Source organism: Candidatus Hydrogenedens sp., from assembly GCA_035361075.1.
Classification (GTDB): Bacteria; Hydrogenedentota; Hydrogenedentia; order Hydrogenedentales; family Hydrogenedentaceae; genus Hydrogenedens.
Map to the genome: position 1 here is coordinate 57,405 of DAOSBX010000016.1, position 14,624 is coordinate 72,028.

General features: G+C 38.0%; 11 protein-coding genes and 1 tRNA gene. 9 read left to right on the forward strand and 3 right to left on the reverse strand.

Going from position 1 to position 14,624, the window contains the following annotated elements; translation table 11 throughout:
* The first annotated feature begins 1 nt into the window (after position 1).
* Positions 2-1,342 carry a hypothetical protein gene (locus PLJ10_06795; protein HOK09354.1) on the forward strand — a complete coding sequence of 447 codons (1,341 nt, stop codon included), beginning with the start codon at positions 2-4 and terminating at the stop codon, positions 1,340-1,342.
* Positions 1,343-1,416: 74 nt separating this feature from the next.
* On the opposite strand, the gene PLJ10_06800 is transcribed toward PLJ10_06795, so the two are convergent.
* Positions 1,417-2,133 carry a superoxide dismutase gene (locus PLJ10_06800; GenBank protein HOK09355.1) on the reverse strand — a complete coding sequence of 239 codons (717 nt, stop codon included), beginning with the start codon at positions 2,131-2,133 and terminating at the stop codon, positions 1,417-1,419.
* A 246-nt stretch (positions 2,134-2,379) separates the two neighbouring features.
* Here PLJ10_06800 and hcp point away from each other — a divergent pair, with 246 nt between their 5' ends.
* The 7 genes from hcp (at position 2,380) to gyrA (ending at position 12,442) form a co-directional block, all read left to right on the forward strand.
* Positions 2,380-3,681, forward strand: a complete 1,302-nt coding sequence (gene hcp, locus PLJ10_06805; GenBank protein ID HOK09356.1) for a hydroxylamine reductase — start codon at positions 2,380-2,382, stop codon at positions 3,679-3,681.
* Positions 3,682-3,753: 72 nt separating this feature from the next.
* On the forward strand, positions 3,754-4,254 hold the full coding sequence (locus PLJ10_06810) for an Rrf2 family transcriptional regulator (protein ID HOK09357.1): 501 nt from the start codon (positions 3,754-3,756) through the stop codon (positions 4,252-4,254).
* Positions 4,255-4,450: 196 nt separating this feature from the next.
* Positions 4,451-5,581, forward strand: a complete 1,131-nt coding sequence (gene rsgA, locus PLJ10_06815) for a ribosome small subunit-dependent GTPase A (GenBank protein ID HOK09358.1) — start codon at positions 4,451-4,453, stop codon at positions 5,579-5,581.
* A 77-nt stretch (positions 5,582-5,658) separates the two neighbouring features.
* The gene (locus tag PLJ10_06820; GenBank protein ID HOK09359.1) at positions 5,659-7,026 is read left to right on the forward strand and encodes a PhoPQ-activated protein PqaA family protein; all 1,368 of its coding nucleotides are present in this window, start codon (positions 5,659-5,661) and stop codon (positions 7,024-7,026) included.
* A 107-nt stretch (positions 7,027-7,133) separates the two neighbouring features.
* Positions 7,134-7,210 (forward strand) — tRNA-Val (locus PLJ10_06825).
* Between the two features lie 226 nt (positions 7,211-7,436).
* Entirely contained in the window at positions 7,437-9,875 is a 2,439-nt protein-coding gene (gene gyrB / locus PLJ10_06830; protein ID HOK09360.1) for a DNA topoisomerase (ATP-hydrolyzing) subunit B, read from the forward strand.
* 41 nt (positions 9,876-9,916) lie between these two features.
* Entirely contained in the window at positions 9,917-12,442 is a 2,526-nt protein-coding gene (gene gyrA / locus PLJ10_06835; protein ID HOK09361.1) for a DNA gyrase subunit A, read from the forward strand.
* 29 nt (positions 12,443-12,471) lie between these two features.
* Here the strand turns inward: gyrA and PLJ10_06840 are convergent, their stop codons facing one another.
* Together PLJ10_06840 and recF are read right to left on the reverse strand one after the other, a co-directional pair.
* Positions 12,472-12,789 (reverse strand): DUF721 domain-containing protein, encoded by a 318-nt coding sequence (locus PLJ10_06840; protein ID HOK09362.1) that lies wholly within the window; start codon positions 12,787-12,789, stop codon positions 12,472-12,474.
* Positions 12,776-13,852 (reverse strand): DNA replication/repair protein RecF, encoded by a 1,077-nt coding sequence (gene recF / locus PLJ10_06845; protein HOK09363.1) that lies wholly within the window; start codon positions 13,850-13,852, stop codon positions 12,776-12,778. Before recF ends, PLJ10_06840 begins: the two co-directional genes overlap by 14 nt.
* A gap of 226 nt (positions 13,853-14,078) precedes the next feature.
* Here recF and PLJ10_06850 point away from each other — a divergent pair.
* On the forward strand, positions 14,079-14,624 hold a 546-nt coding region (locus tag PLJ10_06850), incomplete at its 3' end, for a hypothetical protein (GenBank protein HOK09364.1).

Genomic DNA, 14,624 nt, shown 5'->3' on the forward strand with positions numbered 1-14,624 from the left:
AATGAACTATCCTTCTATCATCAAAAAAACTATTAAATGGACTTTATATAGTATATCAATCATTATAGTCCTTATTTTAATTGGATTTTTATACCTCTTTCGAACTGCTATTCATCATAGGTTTATAGATTTCCCACGTGAAAAGAAAGCATGGGAAGAATTGCGGAAACAATATCAACAACCTGTATATGACGACGGTTGGAATGATTACGCTGGTGTCTGTCATAGCCATTCCGAACTGTCGCATGACAGTATGGTTCCATTCCCTGAAATATTATCAGCGTTAAAACAAGAACACCGACAATTTATCTGTTTATCTGACCACTGTGATAACGGCAAAGCTGATTATTCAAAGCAATGGCGAGGTGAACATGATGGCGTCATCTTTATCCCTGGTTTTGAAATGAATTATGGATTCATGCCCTGGGGACTTCCTCCTGATACTGTACTTGACTGCAAAAAAGATCCAGAATCACTTGCCAAAGAAATTAATGAAAAAGGAGGTTTACTTTTCTTCGCTCATTCCGAAGAACCACGTGAATGGAATCTTCCCCAACTAAACGGAATGGAAATTTACAACATACATACAAACTTCAAAAGTCTTGATAAAAAATTCTTAATATATCAACTCGTACCCGATATCATTCTAAATCTCAACAAATATCATGAACAATTGCTACGAAGCATTTTTAGTCCCCTTACCGAAGTGATTCAACGGTGGGATGAAATGAACATTAGTCGGAAAATTGTAGGAATTTCAGCAAACGATTGCCATCAAAACACAGGTTTTGTTGGAAAAATAACTCCTCAAGGAACTCTATATATAGAAGACACAAGCCCTCACAAAATAGGCGAATATAAATTAAATTTCTTCTCTCGTCTCCTATTACGTATGCTCTTCGGAAAATTGGAACCAGGCAAAACTTTATTCCATATTCAATTAGATCCGTACCCAACAATGGTTCGATATGTTGCTACTCATATCTTAGCAAAAGAATTGTCAGAACAATCTATCCTTGAAGCACTAAAAGAAGGTAGAGTGTTTGTTGGCTTTGATATGCTTGTTGACACCAAAGGTTTTGTGTTCTTTGCTGAGGATAACAACATGAAAGCGGTATTTGGTGAAACATTACCTTTAACATCAAACACAATCTTAAAAATGGCGTCACCAGTACCTTGCAAATTTATCATCTATCGGCATGGTGTTCCCGTTCAAGAACATGAAGGCAGAGATTTTTCCTGGCAACCTACAGAAAAAGGAAAATATCGTGTCGAAGCACAACTTAAAATAAACGACAAATGGGTCCCATGGGTATATACAAACCCTATAGAACTAAACTAAATATCTCATAAAAATATTAAGCCCATCTTTAACTAAAAGATGGGCTTAATGTTTTTTCAACCAAACAGACAATCTTACAATGCCAATCCTTTCAAAGCCTCAAGATTTTTTTGTACTTGACTCCAATTCACAACATTCCACCAAGCCTTCACATATTCAGCACGGTTATTTTGGTACTTCAAATAATAGGCATGCTCCCAAACATCAATTCCTAAAATAGGAAATGTGCCCCATGATGTCAGTTTATGCTGATTCTCTGCTTGAAGAACAATAAGTCGTCCATCCGCAGGTCGATAATGTAACAACGCCCATCCACCACCTTCTACCGCATTCGCCGCAGAAGAAAATTGATTCTGAAAGGCATCATATGAACCAAAATCACGCTCAATCAATTCCAGAAGTTCACCAGAAGGTTTTCCACCTCCACCATTTCCCGGCGAAGCCATAACCTTCCAGAACATACTGTGAAGAAAATGTCCACCTCCATGGAACGCTGCCTGCTTAGACCAATGTTGAATCAATGTAAAATCATTCTTTGCCCTTGCCTCCTCAAGAGCCTTTTCTGCTGTATTTAGCCCCTTAACATACCCCGCATGATGTTTTGAATGGTGCAATTCCATTGTCCTCGCATCAATATACGGCTCCAATGCATCATATGCATACGGTAATTCTGGAAGTTTATGCTCTCGACTCCCGTTCCCTGTCTGAGCAAATACTGGGGCTCCAATAATCGAACTGGCAGTTATTATTGAACTGCTTGCTAACAAAAATTCTCTACGTGAAGTACTCATTGTTTTCTCCTTTATCTTGTTTTTTAAGTTACTTGTTTGAAATTTCGTTTTACATAACATAAAGTACTCTGCCAATATTCCCAAAAAAATTTTTATATCTCATTTATTAAATTAGGTGTTCTCTTTATAAATAATTTTCTCCAACTCAATTTGACAATTGTATATATTTTAGATATAATATATCTATAATATATATTTTGTCTGTAAGTTTAACCTTTAAATGTAGGAGAAAAAATTATGTCTAACATGTTTTGCGACCAATGTGAACAAACCTTCAACGGTACTGGTTGTACTGTAAAAGGTGTCTGTGGTAAGGATGCTGATATGGAATCCTTACAAAAAACTTTACTGTATGGCTTAAAAGGAATGTCCGCATATAAGCATCATGCACGTCGCTTAGGTAAAACAGACCCTGAAATTGAAGAATTTATCGAAAGGGCTCTATTTGCAACAATGACCAACGTTAATTTCGATATGCAACACCTTCTTGAATTAGTTCTTGAATGTGGGCAAATGAACTTAAAAACAATGCAACTTCTCAATGATGCCCATGTCGAAACTTTCGGCACACCATCACCAACAAAAGTAAAAGAAGGTATCCAAGAAGGTCCTGGAATTCTGATCACAGGACACGACTTATTAGATTTGAAACAATTATTGGAACAAACAAAGGGCACTGGAATTAAAGTATATACTCATGGTGAAATGTTACCAGCCCACATGTATCCAAAATTACGAGAATACCCCCATTTTGCTGGTCATTACGGCGGTGCATGGCAACTTCAACGGAAAGAATTTGAAAGATTCGGCGGTCCCATAGTTGTCACTACAAACTGTGTGCTTATTCCTACAAGTCATAATACCTATCTTGACCGATTATTTACACTTCATTGCACAGGTGTTCCAGGTGCCCCTCGTCTTAATGACGGAGACTTCTCCACCGTGATAAAAAAAGCACTTGAAATAGGTCCTCTTCAACCAACTGAAATAAAGGAAAGCACGGTTGGCTTCCATTGGACATATATCCTCTCCATTGCAGACAAATTAATCGACCTTATAAAAGCAGGTAAAATTAAACATATATTCCTTATTGGCGGTTGCGACGGTGCAGAACCTGGTCGCAACTATTTCGCCGAGTTTGCACAAAATACCCCTAAAGAATCCCTTATTCTTACATTAGGTTGTGGAAAATATCGTATCCGCAATTACGACTATGGAGAAGTAGAAGGTATCCCAAGATTATTAGATATGGGACAATGCAACGACTCTTATGGAGCCATTCAAACCGCTCTTGCCCTTGCAAAAGTCTTTAATTGCAGTGTAAATGATTTGCCACTAACTCTTGTTGTTAGTTGGTTCGAACAAAAAGCAGTTGCTGTATTATTAACTTTATTATCCTTAGGCATAAAAGGCATCCGATTAGGTCCTGCCCTACCTGCTTTTATCACACCAAATGTATTGAAAATGTTACAAGAAAAATACGACTTAAAGCCGATTGGTGCTAACGCCAGCGAAGATGTAAAGCAAATACTCCAAAAAGTATTATAAAATGAAATCGGGGAAGGTCTCCACCGTTGAGAGACCTTCCCTAAACAAAAATTTAAATACAGGATATATATTATGTTTAGCAAAACTACAATTACAGCCATACAAGCCTTAGCATATATCGCAATTCACCAGAAAGAGAAACCTGTATCCCATATCGAACTTACTAAGTATATACCTGTATCGACGTCCTACCTATCCAAAATCATGACCCTTCTAACAAAAGCCAGGTTTTTAAATGCACATCGCGGCCCCTCTGGTGGGTTTATGTTAAGTGTCCCCCCCGATCAGATTACACTACTCGAAATTGTCGAAACTTGTGAAGGTAAAATTTTAGGTGATTACTGCAAAGACACCGATGACTTAGACCATGTTTGTGCATTTCACAAAGCAATGTATCAAGTACGTTCATCCTTAATATATACATTAAAATCATGGACATTAGAGAAAATAATTCAAAAACCCTTACCAGATGGACAACTCGCCAATATCCCTAATTGCAAAATGAAATGTGTATATCCAAACCACCTGCACCAAAAAAGAATGTCAATACATAAAAAAATCAACAAATCCTAAAACACCAATTTATAATCATCGCAAAAAAAATAAATACATTTAAATAACTCTTACTTTTCATAACTACCCAATAAAATCATCTATTCCTGATAATTTTCTTTCATTTCTATTTATACGTATTCATTGTCTTAAGGAACAACAATGACTGTATAATATTATCCAAATCCAAAAATATACTACCAATAGGAAATTTAAAGTGAAAAAGAAAAAATTAGAGAAAAGGAAAAGGTCTGAAACACGAATAAAAAACTGGGAAGACCGTTATGATGACTCATTTTCAAAGGACTCATTCCGCCTTAGAAAAGCCACTGTGCATCTTCCAGACAATCAACCCGAAATAAATCTTCCTCAAGACTTTGAACCGAATGCAACAGTAACGTCCCATTCGAAAAAATGGGCTTTTGTTTTTTTAGACTTAGCCAATGGAACGGAAGAAACGTTATGTAAAATAGATGAACGCTTGAAAGAGAAAGATTCAAGTCTTATCGCCCCAGGTGACCGCGTTTTGGTGGAATTTGAAGACAACGGGGAAGCTATTATTCGTGGGATTGCCCCTCGAAAATCAAAATTAAGCCGACTTTCCGTAGACCGAGAAGGTCCACCAGAACAGGTCATTGCCGCTAACGTAGACATCTTGTTTATTGTCGCATCCATAAAACAACCTACATTTAAACCTGGGCTTATTGACCGATTCCTTATCGTTGCTGAAAATGGAAAGGTTGAGCCTATCCTTGTGATAAACAAAATTGACCTCGCCAATACTTTGCCAGAAGAAATCGATGTTTACAAAAATTTAGGGTTAAAAATTATTTTTACCAGTTGTGTTACAAAACAAGGTATAGAAGAGATTGTCCGTTTATTAGAAAACAAAACAGGCGTCTTATCTGGACATAGCGGTGTAGGAAAAACTTCATTATTGAAGTGTATTTGTCCTGAAGTAGATGCGATAACCCTCGAAATAAGCAAAAAAACAGAAAAAGGGAAACATGCCACAACATCAACCAAATTATACCATCTCCCTAATGGCGGAAAATTAATTGACACCCCAGGAATACGGTCCCTCGGATTTTGGAATATTGACCCTGCCTCTCTTGACTATTACTTCCCCGAAATATCCCAGTACGCCGATTCCTGTCGCTTTAATGATTGTTCACATACCCATGAGCCAGAATGTGCTGTACGTGAAGCCGTAAAGAACAAAGAAATACCCCTTATTCGTTATGAATCCTACCTCCGAATTCGGAAAAGCATCGAACAAGACGGCATTACCCCAGGTCGGTTACGAAAAGAAAATATTTTACCCCAAGATATTCTTCCCAATAAATAGAAACTATTTCTTATTCATATAAGTCTCTATTAATACTTACATTAATTCATTAAAAGATTAACCGAAGGAGAACTGCTATGACAAATCGACAGATTTACATCACTACTACTATCTCTGTTTTAATAGTTTTTCTGGCTACTTCATTAATCTCTTATGGAGACCTAAAAAGTTACGTCTCAAAGCCTGACCCATCATATAAATATGAAATCATCGAAGTAAAAGAGATTGAAGGTTGTCAGGCAAAAATCATACAACTTACTTCCCAAACTTGGCAAAATATAGTCTGGACACATTGGCTCATTCTACTTTGTCCACCAGACTCAAAAAATTCAGATATTGCTATGCTAATCATCAATGGCGGTTCAAATAACCAAAAAGAGCCACGATTAAATTCTATGGAAGTAAAAATTGCCTCAATGGTCGCTAAAAAAACCTCCTCTATCATTGCAGTTCTCTTTCAAGTACCGAACCAACCCTTGTTCGACGGAAGAAATGAAGATGAAATTATTTCTTACACCTATGATAAATATCTCAATGGTGAAGGTGATGATTGGCCTCTTCTCCTTCCAATGGTCAAAAGTGCAGTCCGTGCTATGGACACAATCCAGGCAGTCCAAAAAAATAGCGACAACCATGAAATAAAACGTTTCATCCTTACTGGTGGTTCAAAAAGAGGATGGACAACATGGTTAACTTCCGCAACTGGTGACCCACGAGTAGTAGCCATTGCTCCCGTAGTTATTGATGTCCTTAATATGAAACAACAAATGTTACACCAACTCGAATGTTATGGTACATTCAGTAGTGAAATTGAAGATTACACCCGATTAAAAATTCCCCAAAGAATGCACACTCCAAAAGGTGAACAACTTCTAAGTATTGTTGACCCTTATAGTTATCGTAATTCCATGACATTGCCTAAACTAATTATCCTCGGAACAAACGACCCGTACTGGACTGTAGATTCCGCAAATCTGTATTTCCCAGACTTCCCCCCACCAAAATATTTATGTTACCAACCCAATACTGGACATGATATACATCCCACAGGAGTTGCCACGTTAGCTGAATTCTTTATGACTATTAAAAACCACGGAACCTTCCCCACAGTAACATGGAACATTTCCAGAAATAACACCATTACCGTGAAATGGGATAACCCTCAAGGGACAGCCTATTTATGGAAAGCAGATTCCAATAATCGCGATTTTAGAAATTCCAAGTGGGAAAGTATGCCAATAAAAGGGAAACAAAAGGCAAAAGCAAAATTAAAGCCCCCCAAAGACGGCTGGACTGCTTACTACATTGAAGTTCGTTTCCCAGGCTCCTTTGACAATCCATTCAGCATTTGCACACAGATGAAAGTTTTACCAGACAACAAATATCCTTTCATTGTTGACAAAGAAAACATAAAAGCGATACCTGCTACTACAGCGTCAAAATAACAATAAACAAACCCCTTACATTAATAATTTTAATCATCTTGCTTAAAAAACAAAATTTGAAAATAAAGAACCAAACTGTTATAATTTTATTACTTCAAAATAGACGTGGGCGATTAGCTCAGGTGGTTAGAGTACTTGCTTGACATGCAAGGGGTCACTGGTTCAAGTCCAGTATCGCCCACCATTTTTTTATACTTCATTTTGTTTTACCAAGAGGGAGGGATGGGTAGTTTTTATATCACTTTTACACCCCTAAAATACCCCAATAAAATCTTTACACATTATTTCATCTATCTAAAATATATGAATTTATATTGCCCCTTATTATCATAATTTGATATAATAAACTTACCTAAAAATCCTTTCCAACGAAGTGATTTTCCCCATAATCAGATAGAAAGGTGGAGCAAATGAAAGAAAATTCTAATCACGCTTATACTGCAGATGCCATTGGTGTACTTGAAGGACTTGAAGCCGTCCGAAAACGCCCTGCAATGTATATAGGTGATACTGGAGTCCGTGGTCTACATCATCTTGTATACGAAGTTGTTGACAATAGTGTCGACGAAGTCATGGCAGGTTACGGAGATACAATACATGTTACTATACATATAGACAATAGTGTAACAGTTATAGATAATGGCAGAGGGATTCCTGTCGACCCAATGAAAGAAGGGTCACACAAAGGGAAATCTGCCCTTGAAGTGGTTATGACCGTTCTCCATGCAGGTGGCAAATTTAACCATAGCGTTTACAAAGTTTCTGGGGGACTGCATGGTGTAGGTGTTTCATGTGTTAATGCGTTATCTAAATGGTTAGAAGTTGAGGTAAAAAGAGACGACAAAATTTATTACATGGCTTTTGAACGGGGCAAAACCATTACTCCTTTAGAAGTACGTGGCAAAGCAAAAGGAACAGGAACACGAGTCACTTTCTTACCAGACCCAGACATCTTCGAAGAGGTAGTCTTCCAATCCGAAATACTAATAAATCGTCTAAGAGAACTCGCATTCTTAAACGCGGGGCTTAAAATTATCTTTACTGACGAACGAACCGAAGAAGCACCTATCACCCTTCAATATAAAGGCGGATTGGAAGAATTTGTCAAACACTTAAACAAAGGCAAAGAACCTATCCATAACAAACCTATTTTCATCTCAAAAAGTAAAGATGACATCCAAGTTGAAGTTGCTATTCAGTATGTAAAAACCTACTATGAACAAGTGATTAGTTTCGCAAACAATATTCACACGCCAGGTGGAGGAACTCATATCACAGGTTTCCGTAGTGGATTAACCCGAAGCATTACAGACTGGATAGAAAAAAACAACCTGAATAAAAAAAAGAACTTTTCTGTCTCTGGTGATGACACCCGCGAAGGATTAACTGCTGTCGTTTCAATTCGACATCCCAACCCTCAATTTGAAGGACAAACAAAAGATAAATTAGGAAACAGCGAAGTTCAAGGATTAGTAAACTCCATCGTATACAGCGCTCTTCAAGAATATTTTGAACAAAATCCACGCGTCGCAAATCAAATAGCAGATAAAGTATTAGAAGCCGCAGAAGCACGTGAAGAATCACGAAAAGCCAAAGAACGAGTCCGTAGAAAGTCAGCCCTTGATATATTGGGACAGGCTTCCAAATTAGCAGATTGTTCTGAACGAAACCCAGAACTTTGTGAATTATTCATCGTCGAAGGTGATAGTGCAGGTGGTTCTGCTAAACAAGGTAGAGATAGAAGGTATCAGGCTATCCTTCCACTCCGTGGTAAAGTCCTTAACGTCGAAAAAAGCAGACTACACAAAGTCCTCGAAAATAGAGAATATGCATCGTTGCTCAGAGCCTTAGGTATCGATATAACAAAAGAAGAACTATCTCTCGATGATTTGCGATACCACCGTATTATTATCATGACCGATGCTGATGTAGATGGTTCTCATATAAGAACATTACTATTAACCTTCTTTTTCCGTTATACCCCAGAGCTAATCCGCAAAGGACATCTTTATATCGCATTACCTCCTCTTTACCGCATTACACGAAATAAAAAATCACGTTACACCCATTCCGAACATGAGTTCGAAGCATTCATTCTTGAAACGGTAATGGAAAATGTCCGCGTCGTTGCAAGCAATGGCGAAAGTAGTAATGATGAAAAACAGATTCAGGTTCGTACGCTTATCAAAACAATTGAAGCCATACGAAACCTCGAAAAGGTCATTAATCGATTAAATAAAATCTACGGAGTAACAATAGAAGACCTCAAGAAAATTAGAGAACTCCCCCGTGAAAAAATTATCTACCCCGAAGCAATTACACAAAAAGAATGGAAACGTATCTTTGGTGAAGAAAAAGAACTTATCAACACCTCCATCACACCAAAAAATGATAACGGTGACACAGATTCAACACCTCCCGTAAAAATAACCCGATTACCAAACCAAGTAGACATTGCTTTCATGAAAAGTCCCGATTTCTCTTCCTATCTTCATTGGTATGAATCAGCAAATGCCCTTGGAAACCCACCATTCCGAATTTTCAGCAAAGATAACAAAGAAAACAATTTGTTATTCGAAACAGATTCACCAATGGAACTGAGAAATTTCCTAATGGAATTAGGGAAAAAAGACCTCGTAATACAACGATACAAAGGACTGGGTGAAATGAATGCAGAACAACTCTACGAAACAACAATGGACCCAGAAAAAAGGACCCTGCTAAAAGTTGAAATTGCCGATGAAACTTCCGTAGAGCAAATATTTACCGTATTAATGGGTGACGAAGTTGAGCCACGTCGACAATTCATAGAAAAACATGCACTCGAAGTACAAAACCTTGATATTTAAAAGAACCTAAACCATAAAAAAACTTTTTGGGAGAATTTCTAATGGCGGTGAATGAAAATGTAAAGCCAGTCCCTATTGAACAAGAAATGCAATCCGCTTTCCTCGATTACTCGATGAGCGTTATTGTAAGTCGTGCTCTACCCGATATACGAGATGGACTTAAACCTGTCCAGAGACGAATCTTATTTGTAATGCACCAATTAGGATTAACTCCAAACCGTCCATTCCGCAAATGTGCCACTATCGTAGGTGAATGCCTTGGTAAATACCATCCCCATGGAGATCAGGCAGTCTATGATGCTCTTGTTCGTCTTGCACAAGACTGGAACATGCGATATCCAATGGTTGATGGACAGGGAAACTTCGGCTCCATCGATGGTGACAGCCCTGCAGCATACCGATACACCGAAGCACGGCTAACACCCATCGCTCTCGAAATGCTCACCGACATTGAGAAAAATACCGTCGAGATGAGACCCAACTTCGATGGCCGTCTCGAAGAGCCTACCGTCCTACCTTCAGGTTTCCCAAACCTATTGGTTAACGGTTCCTACGGCATTGCCGTCGGAATGGCTACCGATTGTCCTCCCCATAATATCACAGAAATTTGTAACGCTATCATTTATTACATCGAAAATCCATCCGCACCTGTAGAAGATTTTATGGAAATTGTTCCCGGTCCCGACTTCCCAACAGGTGCTATTATTTGCGGAAAAGAGGGAATTCGTAAGGCTTACCGTACTGGGACAGGACAAGTAAAAATCCGAGCCCGCATTAAAGTTCTATCTCAGGAAAAAACAAAGAAAAAAAGTTTGCTCGTTGAAGAAATTCCTTATCAAGTAACAAAACAGAATGTTATTGAATCTATTGCAAAAGCAGTAGAAAACAATAAAGTCCAAGGAATAACAGACCTCCGAGACGAATCAGATAAAGAGGGTATGCGTCTCATCATTGAACTCAAAGGTGATGCCAACCCTCAAGTCGTTCTAAATCAACTATACCAACACACACAATTACAGACTACCTCTCGAATCCATTTCTTAGCCCTCGTTAACAATATCCCTCGTGTGCTGAACCTTAAAGATATGATTCAGCACTATGTCCAGTACCGTGCCGAGATTGTCGAACGTAGAACTCGCTACGACTTACAACAAGCAGAACATCGCGCACACATTCTTGAAGGGCTCTTAAAAGCCATTGACCAAATTGATGCCGTTATTGACCTAATTCGGAAATCAGCAAATCCAGAAGAAGCACAAACACGACTTTGCAAAAAATTAGAAATATCCCAAGAACAAGCCAAAGCCATCCTTGCTATGCCATTACGACGCCTTACAGGCTTAGAAAGGAAAGAACTTCTTGAAGAATATAAGAACTTATTAGAAGAAATAAAACGGCTAAAACATATTTTATCCAGTCGCGAAACCATACTCGCCGAAGTTAAAAAAGAAGTCGAAAAAATTCGCGAAAAATATGGCGACGAACGAAAAACCGAAATTTTAGAATCCATTGAAGAATTTGATATCGAAGACCTAATAGCTGATGAAGCAATGATTATTACCGTATCCAATCAAGGATACATCAAAAGAATGCCCCAAACGACCTCACGCAAACAACGTCGTCGCGGACAAGGTGTAATGGGCATGGAAACCCCAGAAGACGACTTCGTAAAACATGTATTCACTGCAACCGCACATGAATATTTAATGTTCTTCACCAATGAAGGCCGTGTGTACTGGCGTAAAGTACACGAAATCCCCGAAGCAGGCAGAACAGCACGTGGAAGAAATATCAAAAACCTTCTTGCCCTCGGCGATAGAGAAAAAGTAACCGCATTCCTTTCAATAAAAAATCTACACGACGAAAGTAAATTTCTATTTATGGTGACCAAAAAAGGAATGGTAAAGAAGACACCTCTTACGTCTTATAGCAAACCACGATCCACTGGAATTCAGGCAATCACATTAGAGTCAGGTGATGAACTTATCGATGTCCTTGTAACCTCTGGCACCGACAATGTACTTCTCGCTACACGTTCTGGCCTGGCTATCCGTTTCCCAGAAAAAGACGTGCGTCCCATGGGGAGAACCGCACAAGGTGTTGTAGGAATACGATTAGAGAAAGATGACTATGTCGTGGGAGTCTCCGTAGCAAAAGATAACCTTACCATACTCACCGTTACAGAAAATGGTTATGGAAAACGAACAGAAGTCAAAGAATATCGCCTACAACATCGCGGTGGTAAGGGCATTATTAATATCCAGACTCAGGAAAGAAATGGTAATGTTGTCGCAATGCTTACTGTCAGCGATGATGAAGATATTGTAGTCGTTGCCACCGATGGAAAAATGCTACGCATCCCTGTTAAAAGCATTCGAGTCATTGGTAGAAACACAAAGGGTGTTCAGTTAATGAACCTACGTGAAGGTGCAAAAATCGCCTCTGCTGATAAAGCCATCAAAAAAACCGAGACGGAAGAAGAACTCCCTGATAATATAATTATTGAAGAAGAAACAGAAGAAGAACAGACACCTGACCTTTTTGACGAAGATACAAATTCCGAATAATTAAGAAAAAACAAATTCCAAAAAACAATTCATTCTTCTACGTCTTTATTAAGTTCGAAAAAAATGTCTTGAACCAAATCTTTTTTGAGCAGTCCTCTTATGGCTTCTAATATTCGCTCTTTTTCAAATGTTAGACGGTGCATAACAGCAGTATTTTTCACTTGAATATAAAGAACACCACGTTTAAATCCTGCAAGGCTTGTATACTCAGCAAAATCTTCACCAATAATTGTTTCCCATTGTTTCCAAACAGGTATTAGTTCGAATGCTGTCTTAATTACACTTGAATTCGGCAAACCTCCAGCAATATCCGATATTTTTTCAGGTTTATCTTTACGCCTTTTCAATATTACCTTTCCTTATCCGAAATTTATTACTTTCCTTTAATACATTATTGCATATATTCTCATCCACAGCAGTTATTATAACCTGTACTTGCTCAGGTATCACCTCCAAAAATTTCCTGCCTCGTTCTGGGTCTAAATCTGAAAATAATTCGTCTGCCAAAATTATTGGCATTTCCTGTTTCTTCTCCTTACAAAGATATACTTCCGCTAATCGCAACGCATAAGCACATGTTTTTTGCTGACCTTGTGATGCAAATTGACGCACAAAATGACCATTAATTCGCATCCCTATATCATCTCTATGCGGTCCCCTCTGAGTTACTCCTCTTTGAATATCAGATGGACGCCCCTGTTCTAACAACTGCAAAAAACAATCCTCCTCCACATCAGGTTCATAGCATATCTCAAGCTTTTCATCCGCAACAATCTGCGAATGAATATGACTTGCAAATGGACAAATAGCCTCAATAAACTCCCACCTCTTTTGTATCAGCATTTTCGCATGTTCAGCCATTTGCACTTCCCAAACCCATAGTTCCTCTTTATTGACATTCTTTCTCCGAAGTAGTTCATTTCTCTGTCGAAGGGCTCGTTGGTATCCCTGCAATGCTATAAGATAATTCGTATCTGTTTGTGAAAGTTGAATATCTAAAAACTTTCTACGAAAACCAGCACCTTCCCTCACCAAATCGGAAAAATCACTGGTAAAAAAGATAACCCTCAATTTTCCAATCAACTCACTTACTTTCTCTATTTCTACCCCATTTATTAATATCTTTTTATGTCCCTTTTGCCATTTTGACTCAATTACTATACACCCATCACTATCCATATCCGTAACAATTTCACCACTTAAAAGGAACCCTTCCCTCTGATATTGAACCAACTCCTTCTCATTATTAGTTCTTACACTCCGTGATAACGAAAGAAAATATATCCCCTCTAATAATGAAGTCTTACCCTGTGCATTAGCCCCGATTATAATATTTAACCTCGGCTGGAAATATACTTCTAAATCTGTTATACAACGGAAATATCGTGCAATAAATTTCTTCAAATACATGTTTATTCCAGTTATAGAAGGTTCATGGAACTTTTTTAATTAGTTTTGCATTAAAAAATGTAATATTTCTTTACATTTATGGTATAATTTTACTAAAAGATATTACAAAAAGATAAATAAATGTTTACAGCGCATCGTCACGATGTGCAATTTTTGTATTAAAACTAACATTTATTTGCACCACTACATATTGTATGGCTTTCCTTAAAACCACAAAATATTGCTTATGAGCGTTATTGTTTCAACTAATCATAATAAAATTGAATCCACATGCACCGATTACATTGAGAAAAATAAGACTCTTTTTGTAATCGATGCAACACTTGCTCAGGGAATGCTAAATCTTACTACAGGAGCATTCCTGAGCGCCTATGCCTTATATCTTGGTGCAAGTTATGTGGCAATTGGCATATTGGGTGCATTAATGCCTCTCAGTCAAATTTTACAAGTTCCCTCAACTCTTCTTATCGAGCGGTATCAAAAACGGAAAACTATTGCAGTATTTGCACTCACTATTAGCCGTATAGCCATATTACTTTGCGGTTTTCTCCCATTCATTTTCACAAATAATCATATCTTTTCTATCTTCTTCCTCCTATATCTTACCTACGTTACTGCGGGAAATATTGGTGGTTGTGCTTTTGGGACATGGTTTAGAGATTCTTTCAACCCAGACACTTTTTATCATGTGTTAACACAACGATTTATTTATGCTACTTTAATGGGTGCTATTGTAAGTTTTATTGGTGCCTTCGGTTTAGAATTTATAAAA